This is a genomic window from Bacillus gobiensis, assembly GCF_001278705.1.
In the GTDB taxonomy this organism is placed as follows: domain Bacteria; phylum Bacillota; class Bacilli; order Bacillales; family Bacillaceae; genus Bacillus; species Bacillus gobiensis.
This window is the reverse complement of record NZ_CP012600.1, coordinates 3,245,727-3,267,857: the sequence shown is the minus strand read 5'-3', so window position 1 is coordinate 3,267,857 and position 22,131 is coordinate 3,245,727. Positions and strand designations below refer to the sequence as shown.

Here is a 22,131-nt window from a genome sequence, read left to right as displayed (position 1 = left end):
ATAAGACTATTTGTAGTGTAGCATATTATTGCAAATAAAATTTAAAGAATGTTCGCCAGCCCCTATACGAAAACAGGGTCTCATACTTTGAGACCCTGTTTCCTTAAATCGCGATTGATTGAATGATGAAACGGTGCTGTTTTACAAAGTATCCTTCCGTTTGAATCATTTGGATCCTTGTATTTTTCTATCGTAAAATCAGGTATTTGCCATGGGATAGCTTTTAAATAATAGACTATCGCTCCAATATCATAAAATCTTTGAACAGGAAATTCTTCAGCAAAAGACCATCTGTGATACCGCGTTTTCTCCGCTCATCCTCCGGCATGGCGGCATGCGACATCTCAGCCAGATCTGCCCCTTGTGTAATTGGCTGCTGGAAATATGGTGTCAGGAATGTATTGTCGGACAATCAACAATAGCTTGTGTGCTCTCGCCAACTGCGCATACGCTGCAATGTCGATTTCCTGCATCAGCGGGTTTGTCGGTGTCTCCAGGAAGATCGCTTTTGTCCATCCGTTATCATCGCTGCTGTTTCTTCCACAGTCCGAAATAGAGCGTAAATCGGCGTCACTCCGAATGATTCTAAAAAGAAATCGAACAGTCGATAAGTTCCTCCGTATATATCCTCCGGCACAAGCAGTGAGTCGCCAGATCGGAAAAGTGATAATACAAGTTGGATTGCTGCCATGCCCGAGCTGCAGGTAAATGCCTGATCGCCCTTTTCAAGCTTTGCGAACCCATCCTCCAGAACAGATCAAGTCGGGTTCTTCGTCCTGGAATAATCATAACCGGTTATTCCCCTATTCCGCTATGTACATAGGCGGTGGAAAGATAAACCGGCGGATTGACAGCCCCTGTCACTCCATCACTTCGATTACCTATCTGTACAAATGTCGTCTCCAAGCTACTTCCTATATTGTTTCTCACCCTTCTATAAAAAAAGACCCTTCTCCCCAAAAAGGAAGAAGGTTCAGTCATAACCAAATCAGCTTCTTATCTTTAAGGCGGATACCTTTTGGAATTAGCACCGTGTCTTGACAGACTGGTTGCTGAGACATCATAGGGCCAAGTCCCTCCGTCTCTCTTGATAAGAAAATTATTATTTATTTTTTATATTAAAGATATGTTACATACAGGAAAATCCGGTCAAGTCATTTTTTAAAGTTTTCTATCAAGTACAATTATTTCTGTTGAATTTTTTAGCTACAGCAGTTTCTGATGGCACTCTAAGTTAAAAAATAGGATTGACACCCAGAACTTTTCGGTCTATCCTTACAACTAATATTTCTTATCCAGATTGGTAAAGGGAATGGCCCTGCGAAGCCAAAGCAACAGGCTGCAAGCCGCAGTACTGTGCTAATTCCAGGTGTTTGTCACCGAAGATAAGAAGAGCAGAAGCTTAAAAAAGGCCCTCTTCTATTCGGAAGGGGTCTTTTTTAAAGGCAAAATCCGACTAATTCCATAGTAAATATCAAGATTATTACATACAGGAGGCTACATGATGGAGACCATGAAGCAGACACTTGCGGAGGTACATACAGAATTGGAAAATGATTTCGCAGAAGTCGTCAAATGGCGGCGATATCTGCATCAGCATCCTGAATTAAGTTTTCAGGAGACGAAAACCGCCCGTTTCATCGCCGATAAGCTGCGCAGCTTCGGCTACGAAGATATCCAGACAGATATCGGCGGGTATGGCATCGTCGCATCGCTGTCAGGGAAAGAGGCAGGACCTACGATTGCCCTCAGAGCTGATTTCGATGCCCTGCCGATAGTGGATGAGAAAGAAACAGCCTATCGATCCAAAATACCTGGCGTGATGCACGCTTGCGGACATGACGGCCATACTGCTGCTTTGCTGGGGACTGCCAAAGCATTGATCAAGCATAAAGACAGCCTGAAAGGCATAGTTGTCTTCCTGTTCCAGTCTGCTGAGGAAGTACCGCCCGGCGGTGCCAAGGCAATGATTGAAGATGGCGCACTTGACGGTGTCGATTATGTCTATGGCGCTCATCTTAACTCTGCTGCCCCTGTCGGGAAGATCGGTGTCGGTGAAGGATTCAAAATGGCCGCAGTGGATAAATTTGCGATCACCATCCAAGGAAAAGGTGGTCATGGCGCAGCACCACAAGAGGCTGTCGATCCAATCGTCATCGGCAGTGATATCGTAAGTGCTTTGCAGAAGATTGTCAGCCGAAGAGTCAGCCCACTGGAATCTGCGGTGGTGACACTGGGTGTATTCCAGTCCGGTAACGCATTCAATGTCATACCGGATACCGCCAAATTGGAAGGCACAGTGCGGACGTTCAATGCCGACATCCGCAAGCAGGTCAGACAGCAAATAGAAGCCATCGTTTCCGGAATCACGAGCGGTTTCGGTGCGACTTATTCCATCGATTACCTGCACGGCTATCCTGCGCTTTATAACCATCCAGAGGAAACTGCTCTTTTGCAGCAGCTATTCTCTGAACAATTCGGTGAAGAACAGGTAATAGAACTTGAAACTGGGATGGGAGCAGAGGATTTCGCTTATTACTTGCAGGAAAAACCCGGCAGCTTTTTTAAAGTCGGCTCCCGCAATGAGGATACAGCCACACACTATCCGCATCATCATCCGAAATTCGACATCGATGAGCGGGCATTGCTCATCACGGAGAAAGCATTCACGAAAATCGTATTCTCGTTATTGGGAAGCTAAGGAGGAAATGTCTTGAAGAAGAAATTTGCACTCATACTATTCGGCTTAGCGGCCACCATCGCCTTATTCGGCTGCTCCGGCAATTCCAGCAGCAGCTCCGGTACAAGCGGCGGAGAACCTGTTGAAGGCGGCGACTTGAATGTTGCCATGACGGCGGATCCCGACACACTGGATTGGATGTATTCCGGCGAAAGTGTTGCGAGAAAAATCGGCTGGCATATCTATGAAGGTTTGTTCGCCCTGGATAAGGATTACCAGGCTCGTCCTTTACTAGCTGACGACTATACCGTCAGCGATGACAAGAAAACATACACCATCACCCTTCGTGATGGACTGAAATTCCACAACGGCCAGGACGTAACTGCCGAGGATGCCAAAGCATCGATCGAGCGCTGGCTTAAGGTCTCTTCCGTCGGTAAGATCACAGCAACACATGTGAATTCTGTCGAAGCAAAAGATGACTTGACATTGGTCATTACGCTGAAAGACCCATATACCGCTTTGCTAACCGATCTGGCTGCTCCGAAAGCATCTGCTGTCATCATTCCTGCCGATATCGCGGAAGCTGCGGGTGAACAGCCGCTGAAAAATGAACAGCTGATCGGTACAGGTCCATTCAAATTCGATTCCTGGAAGCGCGGCAACGAAATCGTCCTTTCCAGATTCGAAGATTATCAATCTCGCGAAGAGGAAGACTGGGGCGGTCTGACTGGTAAAAAGACAGCTTATCTGGATACGATTCATTTCAAGATCGTGAAAGACCCACAAGTAATGCTCAATGGATTGAAGACAGATCTATATGATTATGTACAGTCCATCCCACTTGATTTGTATGATGTAGTCGATACCACACCTAATGTCGAACCAGCTATCTCAAGCAATGGATATTCCGTCATCACCCCGGATAAATCCGAAGCGCCATTTGACGATATAAAAGTCCGTGAAGCACTTCACGCAGCGCTTGATAAAGAGGCCATCGCCAAGGCTACTTATGGTAATAGTGAATTCTATAATCTGGATGGAGCCCTGTTCACGCCCGATCAAACAGCTCTTTACTCGGATCAAAACATCGATAATTTCGAAGCTTATGATCCAGATGAGGCGAAAAAGCTGCTGGAGGTCAGCTCTTATGATGGGCAGCCGGTGAAAATCATCTTCTCGAATGACCATGCAGAGTATAAGAAAATCGCCGAAATTGCAGAACAGCAGCTGGAAGCAGCAGGCTTCAATGTCGAGCTTGAGTCCTATGAATGGGCAACCTACCTGGAAAAATGGAGCGTTGCTGCTAACTGGGATATGGTCGTAGTTGGCTGGTCTCCGTTCTTCTCGCCAAACCAAGCCGGAATGGTCAGTCAGGATTCCAACAGCAGCGGCTGGTATAACAGCGAACGCTGGCAGGAGCTTGTCACACAGTGGGGTGAAGCAGAAGATGAAGCTGCCCAAAAAGAAATACTGGCTGAGCTGAATAAGACAATCTACGATGAGCTTCCGTTTGAAAAAGTAAGCAACCTTTCCACTTTGGATGCACGCACTTCCAAGCTGCAGGATTATGAAGATTGGTATGGTCCGCGCTTCTGGAATACATGGAAATCCAAGTAATGCCCCGAGGAAATCGCCTGCGTTACCGCTGGCGGTTTTCTTCCATTTCTAAATAAAGGAGTGATTCTTGTGCTTCACTATACAATCCGCAGGCTCCTGTCTGTCATACCCGTCATGCTCGTGGTCAGTATCATCGTATTCCTGCTCGTTCACCTGACACCTGGCAATCCAGCCTTCATCATCCTTGGTGAAGATGCATCCCCTGAAGCCGTTGCACAGCTGGAAGAACAGCTTGGCCTGAATGAGCCCCTATATATTCAATTTTTCGACTGGCTCAAACAAGTCATCACTGGTGACCTAGGAACAAGTGTCTATTCAGCCCAGCCGGTCACGGAACTGATTTTTGCCAATTTTGGTCCGACTTTCAGTTTGATGATCTTGTCCCTGCTCTTTATTTTGATCATCTCCATTCCGATTGCGATCCTGATTGTTTCTTTACGTAAAACGATTCTGGATCCATTATTCACAAACGCATCCCTGCTCGGTGTGTCGGTACCGGAATTCTGGCTTGCCATCTTGCTCGTGCTGGCATTTGGGGTGACATTCCCGATATTCCCGGTTGCCGGTTATATGCCGCTTGCCGAGGGTTTTGGACCCTGGCTTTATCACTTGCTTCTGCCTGCTTTTGTACTGGCGCTTGTAGAGATTGGTATCATCGCAAGGATGCTCAGGGACAGCATGCTTGATTCCGTGAATCAGGATTATACAAAAACGGCACGAGCAAAAGGTGTCCGTGAACGTGATGTATTGATGAAGCATGTGTTCGCCAATGCGCTCATTCCGACAACGACTGTCCTTGGCGCCACTGTCGCAGGGCTGCTTGGCGGGACGGTCATCATCGAAACGCTGTTCACCATCCCAGGAATCGGACAGCTGCTGATCGACTCGATTCACCGACGGGATTATCCGGTGATTCAAGGCGTGGTACTGTTCATCGCTGCCATCTACGTCTTCGTCAACCTCGTCGTCGATCTCTTGTATGCATTCCTTGATCCAAGGATCCGCTATGACTAAAGCCAAAGGAGGTACATAAACGATGATGTCCAAGAAAAGGAACATTATTGCATTGACTATATTCCTATTGATTGCCCTGGCAACCATTACTGCCAATTGGTGGCTGCCAGTCTCCCCTACGGCGATGGATGCCAACCAGCGACTGCTGGCACCGTCTGGCGCTCATTGGTTCGGCACCGATGATTTCGGTCGTGACATTTTCGCCCGTGTCATCGTCGCTGCCCGTGTGTCTTTAGCTGTCGGCGTCATTGTAGCCATCATTGCGACAGTCATCGGTACATTGATCGGTCTTGTATCCGGCTATTTCCGTAAAACCGATTTTATCCTGATGCGGATTGTGGACGGCTTTCTCGCTTTTCCTGCCCTGCTTTTGGCATTGGCACTTGTAGCGGCACTCGGCGGAAGCATCACGAATATCGTCATCGCCCTTACGATTGCTTTCTTCCCAGTCATGTCGCGCGTGGTCCGCTCCGCCGTACTGCAAATCAATAATGCGCAATACATTGAAGCAGCCCGGACAACAGGGACTAGCAATATCGTCATTTTATTCAAATATATATTGCCGAATGTACTCTCCCCTATCATTGTGCAAAGTACATTCATTTTTGCCAAAGCAATACTCGCAGAAGCTGCACTCAGCTTTCTCGGTGTCGGTGTCAATCCATCCACGCCAACTTGGGGAAATATGCTGCAGGAATCACAGATTTATATTACGATCTCTCCCTGGTTCTCGATTTTCCCTGGTATCGCAATCGTCATCACCGTCTTATCGCTGAACATACTTGGCGATGGACTTCGGGATGCTTTCGATCCGCATAGCATCAAGAAAAAGCGGAAACGCAAACCAAAACAAACAGCACCAGCTGCCTAGAGGAGGTTACATTATGCTAGAAGTAAAGGATCTGCATGTCCACCTGGATACACCAGCCGGCCTCGTCAAAGCGGTTGATGGTGTATCCTTCCGACTGGAAGCTGGGCAGACCATCGGCATTGTCGGGGAATCGGGCAGCGGAAAAAGCGTCCTTGCTCATTCACTGACAAAGCTGAACCCGGAACCGCCAGCAACCTATCCAAAAGGAGAAATCCTCTTCGAAGGAGAAAACATCCTGACAATGGATAAAAAGCGCCTGCGCAATCTGCGCGGGAAAGAAATCGCAATGATTTTCCAGGATCCGATGTCCAGCCTTAATCCTGTTTTCAAAATCGGCAGACAGCTGATGGAAGCCATCCAGACCCATCAAAAGCTTCCCAAAAAAGAAGCTCGCCAAAAAGCGATCGAGCTGCTGGAAGATGTCGGCATTCCAGATCCGGAACGCCAGTTGCAGAATTACCCGCATCAATTCTCCGGCGGGATGCGTCAGCGTGTCCTGATTGCCATTGCGCTTGCTGCCAGGCCGAAGCTGCTCATCGCGGACGAGCCGACAACAGCTTTGGATGTAACGATACAGACACAGATCATTGAACTATTGAAAAAGATACAAAAGAAATATGGTACAGCCATCATCATGATTACCCATGACCTCGGAGTGGTGGCAAATCTGTCAGATCGAATCCTCGTCATGTATGCAGGCAAAATCGTCGAGTCCGGCAGTACAGCAAATATTTTTTATGACACGGCCATGCCGTATACATGGTCGCTGCTGCGCTCGATTCCAAGACTGGATGCAGCTGGTTCCGAACGGTTGCTGCATATCGAGGGGAATCCGCCTAATCTGATACATCCGCCCAATGGCTGCAATTTCCATCCCCGCTGCCCATTTGCACGAGACGCTTGTCTTCAAACCGATCCTGCGCTTACTGAACGCGGCACCGGCCACTGGGCTGCTTGTGTGCTCAGCAAGGCACAATTCGATGAAGAAAAACAAGCTGTGGCAGAGCAGAAAGGAGTGCTGCTATCTTGACCGCATTATTGGAAATCAAGGATTTACACGTCCATTTCCCGATCAAGAATGGTGTATTGCAGAAAACGACTGATCATGTGAAGGCTTTGAATGGTATCGATTTGACCGTCCATAAAGGAGAAACTTTAGGGATTGTTGGGGAATCCGGCTGTGGGAAAAGTACACTTGCCAGAAGCATCGTCGGATTGCATAAGCCTACTTCCGGCGATCTCCTTTTCAACGGAAAGCCGTATACAGATGCATCTTCCAAGGAACTTTACGAGCTGCGCCGCAATATGCAAATGGTTTTCCAGGATCCGTATACAAGTCTGAATCCGCGCATGAAAGTGAGTGAAAGCATTGCTGCTCCTTTGAAGGCATACAAAAAGACAAAAAATCTGGAATCCCGGGTAAAAGAGCTGATGGAGCTTGTCGGATTGAATCCCGATGACCATTATAACCGGCTGCCGCATGAATTCTCCGGCGGTCAGCGTCAACGGATCGGAATCGCCCGCGCCCTTGCCCTGGAACCAAAGCTGATTGTCTGTGACGAGCCTGTCAGTGCACTGGATGTATCTGTCCAAGCCCAAGTGATCAACTTATTTCAGGATCTTCAGAAGAAATTGGATCTGACCTATGTATTCATTGCGCACGATCTATCCGTCATCAATCATATTGCCGACCGCGTCGCCGTCATGTACCTTGGCAAAGTGATGGAAAAATCCAATCGTGAAACATTCCAGACACATGCGCAGCATCCTTATACCAATGCATTGCTATCCGCTGTGCCTTTGCCAGATCCCGACAAGGAACGGGCACGGGAACGCATCGTATTGAAAGGCGAACTGCCTTCCCCTGCCAATCCGCCAACAGGCTGCGTATTCCATCCCCGTTGCCCGAAAGCGACGGAATTCTGTAAGACGAACATCCCCGTCCTGGAGGAACGCGGGGTGCCTGGACAGGAAGTAGCTTGCTTCTTCCCTGTTGGTGCGGAAGAGAAAGCGAGGATTACGTTATGATAAAATTCCTTTGTCTTTTGCTTTTACGGTTTTCGGCTCGTTCGGTACGGCCGAAGGCAAATGGAACAGGAACCTACGGAATGTAGGCGCAAGCCGTACAGTCCGTGGTTATCGGGCCATTTAGTGCCGAAGCGACACGTACAGAATGACAGAAAGCGTTTTTTGCTTTCTGATCAGTCTGTAGTGCTGCCGCCCAAACAAAAAACAAATAGAACGTTTTATACAGTAAAGGACTTTTAAAAATCTCTTCCTGACGGTGTTTTTTCAATCGTCATGATCCAATCTAATTCGTCGCTTGTTCTTTTTATTCATTATCCAAAGGAATGAAAACTTGAAAGATAAAAGCAGACTGATTTGGCCAGCTTTACACTAGCTGAAATATGACATATATAGCAACTTCAGCTACAAGCAAATAAATAATGTACCTGGAATAATTATATACGTCATCTTCATAATTTTTTTTACCTTTGAACGTCCATGCGATGCGAATAAACCCAATAGTGTTAATAATAAGATGATCTCACTTATTAGTTTAAAAGACATTCTTCCTCCCCCATTACAGGTTATGCTTTACCACTCATTCCGACATTGCCATCCATAGTAACCCAACTCGATTGCAATAGTTGATGCACTAACTTTAAAACCGGCTTTAATTAACGAATTAAAAATCAATCTGGCAGCTAAATCATATTGCTTTGTTGTGACGTAGGTCCAGATATAACCTTGTAACCATTGTCTTGCAATATTACCATAACTATCCAACCTGCTGGGTAAGAAAGGTGCCATTATCAGAAAGAATCCTTCGAACTTCTTTTATAGAGTAAGATTCATGCCGATTCAGAATTAAGTCGAATTGAGAGTCTTGGAAGGGAAGATCTGTATCCCCGTCAATGCTGACCACGTTTATTCCCATAGGTTCGAGCATCTTTTTAGCAAACAGGGACATTAGGCTTGTAGGCTTCAGTCGCAATGACAGATCCGGTAAAAGGTCCCAGCAAGGATAGGAACTCTCCGCCGCCAGTCCCCATATCCAACATCGAGTGAGCACGGTGAATAAGTGAAATCGCCATGCTTCCGTAAGACCAAGAAAGCAAGCTGCTACTCATACGGCCGGTTTCAGAAAGAAAGGAAAAATCCCATCCGGAAAATTGATGATCAGCATGTTTCATGAAATGTATAAAATTAGAATCGTTTATCATTCGAGTACCTCCGTTCTTTTTTGCAGTTCATGGGATTTAGCTGTCCTGCTTTTCAGGAGGTCCCCGTATCTCGTGATAACATTGTTATATAAATGGTTCCAGCATTCTATGCCGCTCCTATTCAGGTTGAACCAAAATTTTCACTTGGTTTTTTTCTTTCACAAGGGCATTAAATCCTTCTTCAATCAGGTCGTCTAAATCGATTTTTTTCGTTACGAGTTTATCGGCTGAGAAAAAGCCTTTTTTCATCAATGAAAGGACTTCAGGAAAGACGTTACGGTAACCAATAATTCCTTTTACAGTGCGTTCTTTGATCACAATATCGTTTGGAAGGATCTCAGCCCCTTTTTCCCATATGCTTACGATCACGGTTTCACCGGAAATATTGGTTGATTGAATCGCTTGACGCAGGACAACAGGGACACCAGTTACCTCAAAAGACACGTCAACCCCGCCGTTTGTCAGTTTGGTTATTTCTTCAACTGTATCCCTAACTTTTGATGGATCAATAATGATTGCTCCGAGCTCTTCAGCTTTTTGCTGCCGTTCTGAAGAAAGTTCAACCGCATAAATGTCAGAAGCACCAGCTGCTTTCAACGCTTCAATGACTAACAGTCCGATCGGTCCGCACCCAAAGACAGCCGCTTTGTCACCTGCTTTCAATTTGCTTGAACGAACGGCATAAAGAGCAACGGCTGACGGTTCAACGAGTGCCCCTTGTTCATAAGAAAGCTCACCAGGCAGCTTAAATACCAATTCTTCATCAACAGAAACATATTCTGAGAAGCCTCCGCCGCCGCCGGCTAATCCAAGGAAGCCCATTTGTTCATCAAGGTTGTATGCGCCTTGGTGACCGTGGGTAGCAAAAATAGGTTCAACGACCACGCGATCGCCGACTTGAAAGTTTTTCACAGATTCCCCGACTTTAACAATCTCACCGGAAATTTCGTGGCCCATGGTGACAGGTGCTGTTTCTTTCGTTAGGGGGTGCGGCTTGTCAACAGGTATAAAAATAGGACCTCCTAAAAATTCATGCAAATCACTTCCGCAAATACCGCACCATTTAATTTTGATTTTCACCTTGCCAGGTTCGACTTTTGGTTCCTCAATGTTTTCAATGCGAATGTCTTTTTGATTGTGCCATCTTGCGGCTTTCATGAATAATCACTCCTGAAATCACTGAATTTAAGCTATATTGACGATGCATACAATATGAGTTTTAAGATATATTAGTTTGGAGAAACAAGAGTTATAATTTAAAAGGTGACACTTGCTAAAAATATGTAAGCTCATTTTACTAAATATCCCCCAACCAACATGGATTCATATCGGAATGCAAATGATAGCTTAAGTTAATTGTACATCTAATTAAGTTTTAATTTAAATATTAATGCTCAATTTTTCCAATTTGATATATTAAAAAGAAATTATGAAAAAGCTGAAGTTTAATGGATTCTTTAATCATTTCATGTGGGTATTGGGTGTCATTGCTGTATGGGAATTTTTGCACGGAGCAACGTCAATAAAACAGAAGGAGGAATGATTATGGAAAGCGAGATCCTGAAAATATTTGATGATCAACGAAATGAAAAAGGGACTGCAACACGTGAAGAAGTGCACAAAAAAGGGTTTTGGCATGAAACGTTTCATTGCTGGTTTGTTAGCAGGGAAGATGATGTTGAATACCTTTATTTTCAGCTTCGCAGCGAGACAAAAAAAGATTACCCAAACCTTTTTGACATTACGGCCGCAGGGCATCTATTAGCTGACGAGACAGTGCGCGACGGAATAAGGGAAGTAAAAGAGGAGATAGGAATTGATCTATCATATCATGAGCTTGTCCCTTTAGGTGTTATTAAATATTCCCTTCAAAAGGAAGACTTTCTTGATAATGAAATGGCCAATGTCTTCATGTACGAAAACAGCATCGATATGCATGAATTTGAACTGCAAAAAGAAGAAGTATCCGGCATTGTAAAAGTCGAATTTACTCAGTTTTATAAGCTTTGCACAGGAGAGGCGGATGAAATAAGAGTACAGGGATTTCAAATGAATAGAGATGGAAAACAACTGACACTTAATCAGCTTGTAGGGAAGGATAAATTTGTTCCGCATGATAGTATATATTATGAAAAGGTTCTAAGCCTCATTAAAGAGAATCGCTGAAGAGGATATATCCACCCATTATAGGAATATATCCTCCCGTTTTTTAAATATATCCGACTATTAGAGGGAAATATCCTCTCTTGCTCTTAATATATCCGCTTGAGCGGATCACTCCTTTTTGAGCGGATGCGAAGCATAAAAATCTTCAACTTTTGTCTTATCAGCTAACGTTTCTTCAATCACTGTTTGGGTCCATGCTGGTACATCGGTGGACAATTCGTGCAAATCCATTTTGTAAAAGTCCTCTAATTCGTTTCTTGAGATCGTAAAGGAGTACGGACCCTCTTCAGTCGCAAAATGAAAGGTGACCTGCTCGACATTTTGAATCAAAATAAATAGAGAGGTGGAGTTGTAAAGAAAGATCCCCTTGTTAGCAGGCGAAGCCAAATCTTTCGGCGAGTTTTCCTGTAAGTTGTAATTCACAGTCAAGCCGTATGGGCTTTTCTTCGTCTGTAATGATATTTGTTGTTGATTTTGGCCGTTTGGTACAGGCAGCTTATTGAGTATTCCGATGACAGCGCCATTGTCTCCAATATAGCTGTCTCGATAAGGTAGGAGGTCACGGATGTTTTTTTCAGTCGTATTTGTTGAAAGGTACAATGACTCTGTTTGGGCTCCGTGGTCCTGCTGATGAATGACTGAAGTGAAAACAGTAATGCAAAAGATGAGTACGACGGCCGCTCCCGCAAATATATTAAAAACTTGCTTACCTTTAGTCCCGAAATGTTTTGTGCTTTCTTGTTCCATTAAGGTTCGATGGATATTCATTTTGACTTCTTCCCTTAAGCTGGGCTGAGGCATTGAACTTAAACGTTTTTCTAGCGTATCTTTATTAGAATTCATCAGCAATTTCCCCCAACTCCTTTTGTAATGCAATTTTTGCTCTGTGATAAGTTGTATGTACCTTTTTTTTGCTCCATTTCAATATCTCCGCCGCTTCTTCCGGTGATCCCCCGAATAATTAATATGTCCCGGTATGTTCCATGCAGCGTTTGAATCGCTTGAAAAAGCCTTTTGTTTTCTTCATTCAATTGAAGAATGGTTTCTGGTGTTTCTTTGGTGGCTGATTCGTGCTTATCATTAAGAGAAAGAAACTCCTTCCATTTGTTTCTTTTCTTTTTCCTGAGTTCATCAACCGCAACATTTCTCGCAATACTGTACAACCATGTCTTCGGGCTTGAGGTTCCTTTGAAGGAGTCAATCCCCTTTATAGCTTTAATAAACACTTCTTGAACAAGATCCTCCACATCTGAAGTTCCCATCCGGTAAATAAAAAAATGATAAATATCATTGCTGTATTGATAAAACCAATCAGAAATTATTTTCTTGCTTTCCATAGACTAGCCCCCGGTATTTCGCTTCTACTATATTAGACGAATGCTTGGTCAATTTATCTCAGGAAGATTTCTCAATTTAATTAAAAATAACACCATTCTAATTTTTGAACAGTGCCTGAGCATCAATTTTTTTGGATAAAATGCTGTAAAATGAGCAATACGATTTGATTTTTTAAGAATTTTCCGCATTCTTAAGAGGGGAGATCAGACCGAACTCCTGAAGATTGCTTATTAGAGATGAGTACGACGCATATCCAGGCTTAAAGAAGAAGAAATTTCTAAAGGTAGAGGTTCAGCAAACATTACAGAATAAAAATATAAAAAGGCTGACATCAAAAAAGAGTCAACCTCAATTGTTTGCTTATGGTCTATTACTGAAGTTCTTCTAGTAAATCGTCGAGGCGGTCGAACTGTGAAGCAAATCCTTGGACGACGCCCATATCCATTACTTGCTTAAGATTCTCGATTGAAGTGAATTCAGAACGTGTAATAAGTTTCGTTTTATCTTCAAGTTCAATGAATTCCATTGTTATCTTAATCTCTGGCATCCCGCCGACGGGTTGGCCATCCTCATCTACAAACTGATCAGTATAGACAATTTTTTCGGGGACGATTATCTCATGATATACAGCTTTTCCCCAAGATTCCTGGCCGAAAAATTCTCCTTGGTTCTCATCTGTGCAACGCATGCAATAAAGCCATACGCCGTCAGGCTTAAACTCAAATTTACGATTTTCTGTTTGCCATCCTCTTGGTCCCCACCAGTTGGCCAAATGTTCAGGGTCTGAAAACACTTCGAATAAGAGAGTTCGCGGTGCATTAAAGATCCTCTCCATAACAAGTACTCGTCCTTCTACGTTCGTAGTAAAACTGTTTTTCACTTTGTTTTCGGACATTTCCCTTCCTCCAGTCATTTTTTTCGAGGGATTGTCAGTCTTTTTTCGGCAACCCACTCAAATAATCATCCAATCGATCAAATCTTTCTTGCCATGCACCTTGAAAAGATTCCAGCCAATGATCTAGATCTTGGAATGGCTGCTGCCGTAGCTTGTAGATGCGCCGATTAGCAACCGGTTGCACCTCGACAAGTCCGGATTCATTTAGTATGCGGAGATGCTTGGAAGTTTGTGGCTGGAGGAGACCAAGGCGTTCAGCAATTTCCCCTACAGTGAGAGGACCTTCACGCAAAAGTTCGACAATGTGTAGTCGGTTGGGCTCGGCCAGTGCATTCATAGTTGTTGTGATTTTTACGCCCATATAACTTTTCTCCTTTCACTTTAAATATAACCATTTCGGAATATTCTTGTCAAGGTATATTGAGGATTCCGATGTATACGGTGAACGAGGAGCTCTATATCTTGAAAAATAAAGAAGCAGCATAATGCCTGCTTCTGTTTTATTTTAACCAAAAGATTTTAAGATGATAAGAATAATAAAAAAACAACCTATAGTCAGTCTACTTTTTTTCCTCTCGTCGATTGCCCGACGATAAGCTCTGCGCGAATCGATATTTTATTTTCTGCTTCTTCCTGATTCATTAGGTTCAGCAATGTTGCAAGTGCTGTTTCGCCCAACGCCTTTTCGTTTTGGCGGAGATGAGTGAACGGAGGCTGGCCGAACATAGTGGGCGGGCTGTCAAAGCAGATTAAATCAATGTCTTCGGCGAGATGCTTCGATTGTCGTTTAATTGCTTCTGCAGCAAGTAAGGCAATCGGGTATTCGAAGGCGAAAATGGCGGATATCTCCGGATACTGTCTTAGGTGGCGAAGGATTTTTTCTGCTTCCTCCTCAGGGATTCCGCTATCTCCATGAATGGAAGTCAGCCAGTGCTTTCTTTGAAAAAAAATACCTCGGTCAGCGCTGAATTGAATGACCGCTTTTGATCTTTCTTCAAGGACATTATTCGATTGTAGCGAGGGGGACAGGATGGCAATATGTTTATGTCCCAAAAAAGTCAGATATTCCAGACCGGCTTGGACGGCCCTTGAATTATCCGTTCTAACGGATGCCATGTTAATTCCATTGATTGTCCGGTCGACGACGACGATAGGGAACTGGGAGATGACAAGCTGAAGGATGCGTTCGCTTATATATTCTGATTTAGCGGGGAATACAATGAGTCCGTCTACTCCAAATTCCATTAGCTCTTTAATGGCCTCATCCTCTTTTTCCGGAATTCCGTAGGTTAAGCGAAGAACGACCATGCATTTTCCCGCAGCAAAGGCTTCAATGGCAGAGACGATTTCTGTTCCGTAATGCTCAGTCATACTAACCATCACCAGACCAATCACTTTTTGTGAAGATGAATTCTGATTTATGGTTGTTTGGTTTTTTACAAAAGTTCCCCGGCCTACATGACGTTCGACAATTCCTTCAGCTGCAAGCATTTCAAGTGCCTTCTTACTCGTGATTCGGCTCACGCCGTAGGCAGAAGCCAGGTCCAGCTCAGAAGGAATTTGCTCACCTGTTTTATAGGTGCCATTAAGAATATCCTGTTTAATTTGTTCATAAAGGTTCTTATATAATGATTTAGACATGAAGATCTCACTTTCTTTATGAATTGATATATCCAATTTCAGCGTAGCATAGAAATTTTAGAATAACAATCGTGAGAAATGCCTGTTTATCAATGATTAAAAAGAGTGAAATAAAAAGTATATGTTTACATATCAATTAGGGCCATTATATAATAGCAACAGATTTACCAATCTATGAAACTCAAATTGAATGCGCTTACAACATTCTTTATGATCTCGTGTGAAAAAGTGTACTAAGGGGGTTCACGGAATGACAAAAAGGAAGTTTGTTTGGTTTGCAGCGGTGCTGATTGGTGTTCTAATGCTTTCGACTTCTTGCTCCAGTGCATCAAATTCAAAAGAAGGGGACAAAAAGACGGTTACTGTCGTCTTTCGATCTGCCGGTTCTGAGGATCCGCTAATGAAATATTTTGATTCAGATGTTTTAGAGGAATTTGAAAAGGAGCATTCGGATATTGACGTGAAAATTACTCCGATTACTGCAAGTGAAGGTGATTACTTTTCCAAAGTAGCGCTTCAGATGAAATCCTCAAGTACTGCCCCTGATGTCGTGGCAGAGGATACATTTATGCTGAACTCGGATGCCAATGCCGGTTATCTCGCGTCCATCGACGATCTTGTTTCTAAGTGGGACGGATGGGAGCAAATCATCGACAATTTAAAAACAGGTGTCACTGCAGAAGATGGGAAGGTATACGGAGTGCCGGCTACATCCGATTCAAGAGGGCTTTGGTACAACAAAGAAATTTTCAAAAAAGCAGGCCTGCCAGTTCCGTGGCAGCCGAAAAATTGGGAGGATATTTTGGCTGCAGCCCGGACTGTGAAAAATAAAGTCCCGGATGTCAATCCGCTGTTAATGCAAGTCGGCAGGGCGAATGGTGAAGCTGTTTCGATGCAAACACTGGAAATGCTGCTCTACGGGACAGGTGACACATTATATAATGAGCAGTCAAAAAAGTGGGTGGTAGACAGTAAAGGGCTGCAAGATTCATTTGCCTTTATCGACCAAGTGTTTAATAAAGATAAAGTTGGACCTGAGTTGTCGGTCGTTATGAGCGGACAGTCAGGGAATATCGCGTTTGAAAAGCTGATGCCTGAAGGTAAATTGGCGATTGGATTAGATGGAAGCTGGAATGCGGGACGTTGGACGGAGAATGGACCTGCGCCGATTGAAAACGTCGAGGAAAAAATCGGCTTTGCCCCGATGCCGACCCAAAACGGACAGGAGCCGGGAACAATCACCATGTCCGGCGGATGGGCTTGGTCAATTTCTGAGAAATCAGATCTTAAGGAAGAAGCATGGGAGTTTATTCAGTTTTTGATGGAAAAAGAGAATAGCGTCAACCGTACGCTCCAGGATGGGAATTTAAATACACGGAAGGATGCCGTTGAGGTAGAGGAATATATAAACCGCCCGTTCGCAAAGGAAGCTCAAGAATATTTGAAGGCAGCTCAGTTCCGTCCGGCGAATGACAAGTATCCAGCTGTTTCAACACAGATCCAAACAGTTGTCGAAGCGGTGGCGACCGGCAAGCTGACTCCTGAGAAGGCAGTACAGCAATATAAGAGCGGAGTCGAAAGAGTAGTCGGAAAGGAGAACATTGAAGTCAAGTAGAATATTCTTCAATCAGTGGAGGGACATTCTAGTCCCCTCCTGCTTTTTATGGAGGATTAGCGAAAGGTGATGCTAAGAATCATGAATCGTTTATTTTTAATTGTTGGAAGGGGGAAAAGAAGATGGGAATTCCATCCCCCGATTTGAAAACAAGCCCTATTGTCATGAAACGGAATAGAAATCATGAAAGCAGAAAAGCAATTTTTTTCTTACTGCCTTCTTGGATCCTTTTGCTGCTGTTTTTTATCACACCGGTTCTCCTGACGTTTGGCTTTTCTTTTACGAATTTATCTTTAACCGGGGCTGATGCTGCGAACATTCAATTTGTAGGCTTTCAAAACTTCGTCAATATGTTTCAAGATCCCGAGTTTCGCATCAGTGTCTATCGCACCCTCGTCTTTTTATTTTTTTCCGCAGTCATCGGCCAGGTGCTGCTCGGATTAATTCTTGCTGTTCTTATGAAAGAGAAAAACATAACATTCCGCCGCTGGGTCGGAATGATTGTGATCGCCGGCTGGGTGACGCCTGAAATCGTCGTTGCGTTTTGCTGGGTGGCTTTCTTAAGTGATGATGGAACATTGAATACGATCCTGCAGACTTTTGGCCTCACCTCCGTATCATGGCTCTTTTCTTTTCCAATGGTGAGTGTGGTCATCGCAAATATTTGGCATGGGACAGCCTTTTCGATGATGGTGTTTCAATCTGCCTTGGATGATGTGCCGAAAAGCATTCAGGAAGCGGCAGTTATCGATGGAGGCTCTCGCTTTCAAATTTTCAGCAAAATTACTTTGCCGCTGGTGAAGGGTTCAATAGTGACGAATATGATGCTTGTAACCTTGCAGACATTGGGCGTATTTACGCTGATTTATACGATGACAGGCGGAGGTCCGGGAAATTCTACGCAAATCCTGCCAATTTTTATGTATAACCAAGCATTTGTTAATTATCAATTTGGCTATGGAACTGCAATCTCCCTTGTTTTGCTGGTCATTGGCATTATCGCCAGCTTGCTTTATATGCGCTCGATGAAGGTGAAACTTTAAAAGGAGAAATTCATATGAGGATATCAAAAAAGGAGAAAGCCGTTCATTATGTCATTCTTGTTTTTCTTGCGCTCTGTTTTCTGCTTCCGTTGTTGTGGATCCTTCTGTCATCAGTAGATTTGCATGCCGGGCAGGCCATTAAGCTTCCTGAAAAAGTGACGCTTGAAAATTACAGCTCCATCCTGTTAGATCCTGCGAACCTGCGATCCTTTGCCATCGGCCTGTTTATTTCACTAGGCCAGGCGGCAATTGTTGTTCTCGTCGCGGGACTTGCGGCGTATCCATTATCCAGGTATCGATTAAAATATAAGAAATCGTTTTTGCTTTCGATTTTGTTTATGACAGCACTTCCGATTACAGCGGTTATGGTACCTGTGTATCAATTGTTTTTGTTTTTACGGCTGCAGGATTCCATTTTAGCTACGACGTTGTTTTTAGCGGCGTCGGCTCTGCCGTATGGAATCTGGATGATGAAAAACTTCATGGATTCAGTTCCGCTTGAGCTTGAAGAATCGGCATGGGTGGACGGGGCTTCTGTACTTACCGGACTGCGAAAGATAGTTGCTCCGCTCATGCTTCCCGGAATTTTTACGATTGCGATTTTCACCTTCACAGGAAGCTGGGGGAATTTCTTCGTACCTTACATTCTTTTGCAAACGCAGGAGAAGCTGCCTGCATCAGTCACACTGTATCAGTTTTTCGGAAGCTATGGCATGGTGGAGTATGGAAAATTAGCGGCCTTTTCCCTGCTTTATACCCTGCCGTCCATCGTCCTTTACAGTTTTTCGCAAAAATACATGTCCAAGGGATTCAGCTTAGGAGGAGCAACAAAGGGATAAATGTGAAAGGGGAATACAGATGTCTTTTTTAAAGAAAAAACAAATCGAGAAAAGAATTGAAGAACTTGAACAGCACCGCTATCGCGAGCGGAGAAGCCTTGAGGTCTTTTTTTCAAAAGAAGATGAAGAAGCTTTAGTTGCCCCAAAGGTGCCTGAGCCTTCTGATTTTAAGGAAACGATTAACGTGGGAAGCTATTGGCAAGGAAGAGATCGTTATCTTTGGCTTGCAAAAGAAATCACTATTCCGAAAGAATGGGCAGAAGATACGGTTGTCGGTCTTTTTGACTTCGGAAAAACAGGGGAGGGGGGCAATTCCGGTTTTGAATCGCAATTGTATGTGAACGGAAAGATGTATCAGGCGATCGATTCGAACCACAAGGAATTGTTTTTTGAAAAAGAATGGAGCGATTCGCCAATTTATTTAGCCTTCAGGCTTTGGTCCGGTTTAGAGGGGGGAGGCGAGCGGAAGGATCAGGAGCATAAAATCGCCCAGGCAGAAATTGCGATCTTGGACGAACAGACAGACGACCTCTATTATACGGCCTATGCGATGCTGGAAACGATAAAAGTGCTGCAGGATCACTCTCCTGAACGGGTGAAGCTTTTGTCCCTTTTGGATAAAGCCTTTCGCATCATAGACTGGAAAGAGCCCGGATCGGATCCTTTTTATCACTCAGTTTATCGTACGAATGATTTTTTACAAGCGGAAATAGACCAGCTGGAAAAGCATTCAGACGTAACGATCCGCTGTATCGGACATACGCATATTGATGTCGCTTGGCTCTGGCGTCTCAAGCATACGAGAGAAAAAGCAGGCCGTTCATTTTCTACGGTGCTGAGGCTGATGGAAAAGTACCCGGATTATATATTCCTGCAAACCCAGCCGCAGCTTTACGCTTACGTCAAAAAGGACTTTCCGGAGCTTTATGAAGAGATGAAGCGAAGGATTGATGAAGGAGTCTGGGAAGTTGACGGGGCGATGTGGCTTGAGGCCGACTGTAACCTTCCGTCTGGAGAATCGCTTGTCCGCCAAATCCTCGAAGGCAGCAAGTTCATTAAGAATGAGTTTGGGAAAGACGTTCATTACTTGTGGCTGCCTGATGTCTTCGGATATTCATGGGCTCTGCCGCAAATTTTAAAGAAATCTGGCATTGACACGTTTTTAACCTCAAAGATTAGCTGGAATCAGTTCAACCGGATGCCGAACGACACCTTTACATGGAGAGGGATCGACGGAAGTGAGGTTTTGACACAATTTATAACGACGCCTGACCCGGGAAGCCCTGAAAATTCCTGGTTTGCCACGTATAATGGACAAATCCTTCCTACTACGGTAACGGGAACGTGGGATAACTACAAGAATAAGGAGCTCGCAAAGGAATTGCTGCTATCATACGGCTATGGCGACGGGGGCGGGGGCGTCAATCGGACCATGCTGGAAATGCGGCGTCGCTTGGATAAGATGCCAGGTCTTCCTCATGTAAAAACCGGAAACGTCCGTCCGTATTTTGAGGAATTGAACAAACAGGTAAAGGAAACATCAGAGTTTGTGCCGACGTGGGATGGTGAGCTGTACCTTGAGTACCACCGCGGTACATATACGAGCCAGGCATACAATAAAAAAATGAACCGTCTTCTTGAATTAAAGCTGAGAGAAACAGAGTTTATGCATGTTTGGAAAGCTGTATCCTTGGGAGGTTGGGAGACCTATCCAACGACCCGGCTGGAGGAAAGCTGGCGGACGCTTTTACGAAATCAGTTCCATGATATTATTCCGGGCTCCTCTATCCGGGAGGTATATGAGGATTCCAAAAAAGAATACGAGGAAGCTGAAGAAACGGTCGATCAACTGCTTCATGATGCTGTTCTTGCATTAACAGAACGTAAGGGTCGAGCATGGACGATTTATAATTCATCAAGCTGGTTGCTGGATGGAATCGTTGAGGTTCAAACAGACGAGGAAGGCACATGGGTGGATGAAGCAGGAAATGAACTAACAGCTCAGAAAAAGGATAACAGCTGGCTTGTTGAAGTGAAGCAGGTACCGGAAACCGGCTGGAAACAAATCGAACTGCAGCCTTCACAGAACAGGAAGCCTCTTGCCGCCGACTGGTTTGACTTTGAGGAGCAAGTGCTCGAAACACAGTTTTATCGAGTGGAATTTAATGAGCAAGGACAAATCCAGTCTCTATTTGATAAAGAAGCCGGCAGACATGTGCTTGCTGAAAATGAAAAAGGAAATGTATTTCAGATATTTGAGGATAAGCCGCTCGAATTTGATGCCTGGGATATTGATATTTACTATCAAGACAAAATGACCGAGGTTTCAAATCTCGAGGATTTCAAGCTGAAAAAAGCGGGTGCTCTGCAAGTTTCAATTGAAGCCAGCTGGCGCTACGGGAAGTCAACCATCACGCAAGAAATGATTTTTTATAAAAACCGGAAAGTGATAGATTTCTCCACTCATGTCGATTGGCACGAGCAGCAGCAGCTCTTGAAGGTCGCTTTCCCTGTCAGAATCAGGGCTACGCAGGCTACCTATGATATTCAATTTGGCAATGTGAAGCGGCCGACCCATTGGAATACGTCATGGGATATGGCAAAGTTTGAAACGGTTGCCCATCAGTGGGTCGATTTTTCTGAACAGAACTACGGAGTCAGCCTGCTCAATGACTGTAAATACGGCCACGACATTAAGGATCACGTCATCCGCCTGTCTCTAATTAAATCGGCAAAAGCGCCGGATTTTATGCAGGATCAAGGAAATCATCACTTTACTTATTCTTTATACCCGCACGCAAACAGCTGGGTCGAAGCGGAAACGGTAAAGGAAGCATGGAAGCTGAATCACCCCTTTACAGTTTCAGAAGGGTTTGCGAAAGGAAATCAGCAGCTCTTTGCCATCAATCATCCATTTCTCCACTTGGATGCAGTGAAAAAAGCAGAAGACAACGAGGATCTCATTATTCGCTTTCATGAATTTGCCGGCGGAACACAGGACGTCACGATCACACCTGCCTTTCAGTATGATGGCTGGCTGGAATGCGATCTTCAGGAACGAGGCACAGCAGAGGAGAAAAAGGCAGGTCCTATCAAGTTAACGGTAACACCTTATGAGGTGAAAACCGTGCGGATCTATAGAGGGGAGTAAAAAGGAGAGGCCGACACCTAAAACAGAGTCG

17 protein-coding genes, 3 pseudogenes and 2 riboswitches are annotated in these 22,131 nt (G+C 44.5%); of the genes and pseudogenes, 11 read left to right on the top strand and 9 right to left on the bottom strand.

What is annotated here, in order from left to right; translation table 11 throughout:
• Positions 1 to 103: 103 nt before the first annotated feature.
• Positions 104 to 278, bottom strand: a pseudogene (locus AM592_RS24400) (SAM-dependent methyltransferase); the annotation flags it as partial.
• 71 nt (positions 279 to 349) lie between these two features.
• Positions 350 to 918: pseudogene (locus tag AM592_RS23470) on the bottom strand (PLP-dependent transferase); the annotation flags it as partial.
• A gap of 75 nt (positions 919 to 993) precedes the next feature.
• Positions 994 to 1,097: riboswitch (SAM riboswitch) on the bottom strand.
• 191 nt (positions 1,098 to 1,288) lie between these two features.
• Positions 1,289 to 1,392: riboswitch (SAM riboswitch) on the top strand.
• Between the two features lie 112 nt (positions 1,393 to 1,504).
• On the opposite strand from AM592_RS23470, the gene AM592_RS16390 reads away from it, so the two are divergent.
• The 6 genes from AM592_RS16390 to AM592_RS16365 all read left to right on the top strand — a co-directional run bounded on the left by AM592_RS16390 (position 1,505) and on the right by AM592_RS16365 (position 8,213).
• On the top strand, positions 1,505 to 2,701 hold the full coding sequence (locus AM592_RS16390) for a M20 metallopeptidase family protein (RefSeq protein WP_053604799.1): 1,197 nt from the start codon (positions 1,505 to 1,507) through the stop codon (positions 2,699 to 2,701).
• Between the two features lie 12 nt (positions 2,702 to 2,713).
• The gene (locus tag AM592_RS16385; protein ID WP_053604798.1) at positions 2,714 to 4,300 is read left to right on the top strand and encodes an ABC transporter substrate-binding protein; all 1,587 of its coding nucleotides are present in this window, start codon (positions 2,714 to 2,716) and stop codon (positions 4,298 to 4,300) included.
• Between the two features lie 69 nt (positions 4,301 to 4,369).
• Positions 4,370 to 5,314, top strand: coding sequence for an ABC transporter permease (locus AM592_RS16380; RefSeq protein WP_082364112.1), 945 nt, complete (start codon positions 4,370 to 4,372; stop codon positions 5,312 to 5,314).
• 22 nt (positions 5,315 to 5,336) lie between these two features.
• Positions 5,337 to 6,185 (top strand): ABC transporter permease, encoded by an 849-nt coding sequence (locus AM592_RS16375; RefSeq protein WP_053604797.1) that lies wholly within the window; start codon positions 5,337 to 5,339, stop codon positions 6,183 to 6,185.
• 13 nt (positions 6,186 to 6,198) lie between these two features.
• Positions 6,199 to 7,215, top strand: a complete 1,017-nt coding sequence (locus AM592_RS16370; RefSeq protein ID WP_053604796.1) for an ABC transporter ATP-binding protein — start codon at positions 6,199 to 6,201, stop codon at positions 7,213 to 7,215.
• Positions 7,212 to 8,213, top strand: coding sequence for an ABC transporter ATP-binding protein (locus tag AM592_RS16365; RefSeq protein WP_053604795.1), 1,002 nt, complete (start codon positions 7,212 to 7,214; stop codon positions 8,211 to 8,213). The genes AM592_RS16370 and AM592_RS16365 overlap by 4 nt, the downstream gene beginning before the upstream one ends.
• 757 nt (positions 8,214 to 8,970) lie before the next feature.
• On the opposite strand, the pseudogene AM592_RS23465 reads toward AM592_RS16365, so the two are convergent.
• Positions 8,971 to 9,412, bottom strand: a pseudogene (locus AM592_RS23465) (class I SAM-dependent methyltransferase); the annotation flags it as partial.
• 117 nt (positions 9,413 to 9,529) lie between these two features.
• Complete coding sequence (locus tag AM592_RS16350) at positions 9,530 to 10,570, bottom strand: 2,3-butanediol dehydrogenase (RefSeq protein WP_053604792.1); 1,041 nt, start codon at positions 10,568 to 10,570, stop codon at positions 9,530 to 9,532.
• 387 nt (positions 10,571 to 10,957) lie between these two features.
• On the opposite strand from AM592_RS16350, the gene AM592_RS16345 reads away from it, so the two are divergent.
• A complete protein-coding gene (locus AM592_RS16345; protein WP_053606144.1) occupies positions 10,958 to 11,578 on the top strand; it encodes an NUDIX hydrolase in 621 nt (206 codons plus the stop codon).
• Positions 11,579 to 11,686: 108 nt separating this feature from the next.
• Here the strand turns inward: AM592_RS16345 and AM592_RS16340 are convergent, their stop codons facing one another.
• The 5 genes from AM592_RS16340 to AM592_RS16320 all read right to left on the bottom strand — a co-directional run bounded on the left by AM592_RS16340 (position 11,687) and on the right by AM592_RS16320 (position 15,452).
• A complete protein-coding gene (locus AM592_RS16340; RefSeq protein WP_053604791.1) occupies positions 11,687 to 12,421 on the bottom strand; it encodes a DUF4825 domain-containing protein in 735 nt (244 codons plus the stop codon).
• Positions 12,421 to 12,915 (bottom strand): sigma-70 family RNA polymerase sigma factor, encoded by a 495-nt coding sequence (locus AM592_RS16335; protein WP_312883811.1) that lies wholly within the window; start codon positions 12,913 to 12,915, stop codon positions 12,421 to 12,423. The genes AM592_RS16340 and AM592_RS16335 overlap by 1 nt, the downstream gene beginning before the upstream one ends.
• 371 nt (positions 12,916 to 13,286) lie before the next feature.
• The gene (locus tag AM592_RS16330) at positions 13,287 to 13,811 is read right to left on the bottom strand and encodes an SRPBCC family protein (protein WP_053604790.1); all 525 of its coding nucleotides are present in this window, start codon (positions 13,809 to 13,811) and stop codon (positions 13,287 to 13,289) included.
• 34 nt (positions 13,812 to 13,845) lie between these two features.
• The gene (locus tag AM592_RS16325) at positions 13,846 to 14,172 is read right to left on the bottom strand and encodes an ArsR/SmtB family transcription factor (protein ID WP_053604789.1); all 327 of its coding nucleotides are present in this window, start codon (positions 14,170 to 14,172) and stop codon (positions 13,846 to 13,848) included.
• Between the two features lie 194 nt (positions 14,173 to 14,366).
• Positions 14,367 to 15,452 carry a GntR family transcriptional regulator gene (locus AM592_RS16320; protein WP_053604788.1) on the bottom strand — a complete coding sequence of 362 codons (1,086 nt, stop codon included), beginning with the start codon at positions 15,450 to 15,452 and terminating at the stop codon, positions 14,367 to 14,369.
• A gap of 250 nt (positions 15,453 to 15,702) precedes the next feature.
• Between AM592_RS16320 and AM592_RS16315 the strand changes: the two genes are divergently transcribed.
• The 4 genes from AM592_RS16315 to AM592_RS16300 all read left to right on the top strand — a co-directional run bounded on the left by AM592_RS16315 (position 15,703) and on the right by AM592_RS16300 (position 22,100).
• A complete protein-coding gene (locus tag AM592_RS16315) occupies positions 15,703 to 17,067 on the top strand; it encodes an extracellular solute-binding protein (RefSeq protein WP_053604787.1) in 1,365 nt (454 codons plus the stop codon).
• A gap of 164 nt (positions 17,068 to 17,231) precedes the next feature.
• Entirely contained in the window at positions 17,232 to 18,110 is an 879-nt protein-coding gene (locus tag AM592_RS16310; RefSeq protein ID WP_053606143.1) for a carbohydrate ABC transporter permease, read from the top strand.
• A 14-nt stretch (positions 18,111 to 18,124) separates the two neighbouring features.
• A complete protein-coding gene (locus tag AM592_RS16305; protein WP_053604786.1) occupies positions 18,125 to 18,949 on the top strand; it encodes a carbohydrate ABC transporter permease in 825 nt (274 codons plus the stop codon).
• 19 nt (positions 18,950 to 18,968) lie between these two features.
• The gene (locus AM592_RS16300; RefSeq protein WP_082364109.1) at positions 18,969 to 22,100 is read left to right on the top strand and encodes an alpha-mannosidase; all 3,132 of its coding nucleotides are present in this window, start codon (positions 18,969 to 18,971) and stop codon (positions 22,098 to 22,100) included.
• Positions 22,101 to 22,131 lie beyond the last annotated feature (31 nt).

What these genes read in the sequence shown, in the direction of transcription:
- AM592_RS16375 (WP_053604797.1), top strand. Translation starts at nt 5,337, where the DNA reads ATGATGTCCAAGAAAAGGAACATTATTGCATTGACTATATTCCTATTG.
- AM592_RS16350 (WP_053604792.1), bottom strand. Translation starts at nt 10,570, where the DNA reads ATGAAAGCCGCAAGATGGCACAATCAAAAAGACATTCGCATTGAAAAC.
- AM592_RS16320 (WP_053604788.1), bottom strand. Translation starts at nt 15,452, where the DNA reads ATGTCTAAATCATTATATAAGAACCTTTATGAACAAATTAAACAGGAT.
- AM592_RS16390 (WP_053604799.1), top strand. Translation starts at nt 1,505, where the DNA reads ATGGAGACCATGAAGCAGACACTTGCGGAGGTACATACAGAATTGGAA.
- AM592_RS16325 (WP_053604789.1), bottom strand. Translation starts at nt 14,172, where the DNA reads ATGGGCGTAAAAATCACAACAACTATGAATGCACTGGCCGAGCCCAAC.
- AM592_RS16310 (WP_053606143.1), top strand. Translation starts at nt 17,232, where the DNA reads ATGAAACGGAATAGAAATCATGAAAGCAGAAAAGCAATTTTTTTCTTA.
- AM592_RS16305 (WP_053604786.1), top strand. Translation starts at nt 18,125, where the DNA reads ATGAGGATATCAAAAAAGGAGAAAGCCGTTCATTATGTCATTCTTGTT.
- AM592_RS16300 (WP_082364109.1), top strand. Translation starts at nt 18,969, where the DNA reads ATGTCTTTTTTAAAGAAAAAACAAATCGAGAAAAGAATTGAAGAACTT.
- AM592_RS16340 (WP_053604791.1), bottom strand. Translation starts at nt 12,421, where the DNA reads ATGAATTCTAATAAAGATACGCTAGAAAAACGTTTAAGTTCAATGCCT.
- AM592_RS16335 (WP_312883811.1), bottom strand. Translation starts at nt 12,915, where the DNA reads ATGGAAAGCAAGAAAATAATTTCTGATTGGTTTTATCAATACAGCAAT.
- AM592_RS16345 (WP_053606144.1), top strand. Translation starts at nt 10,958, where the DNA reads ATGGAAAGCGAGATCCTGAAAATATTTGATGATCAACGAAATGAAAAA.
- AM592_RS16315 (WP_053604787.1), top strand. Translation starts at nt 15,703, where the DNA reads ATGACAAAAAGGAAGTTTGTTTGGTTTGCAGCGGTGCTGATTGGTGTT.
- AM592_RS16370 (WP_053604796.1), top strand. Translation starts at nt 6,199, where the DNA reads ATGCTAGAAGTAAAGGATCTGCATGTCCACCTGGATACACCAGCCGGC.
- AM592_RS16330 (WP_053604790.1), bottom strand. Translation starts at nt 13,811, where the DNA reads ATGTCCGAAAACAAAGTGAAAAACAGTTTTACTACGAACGTAGAAGGA.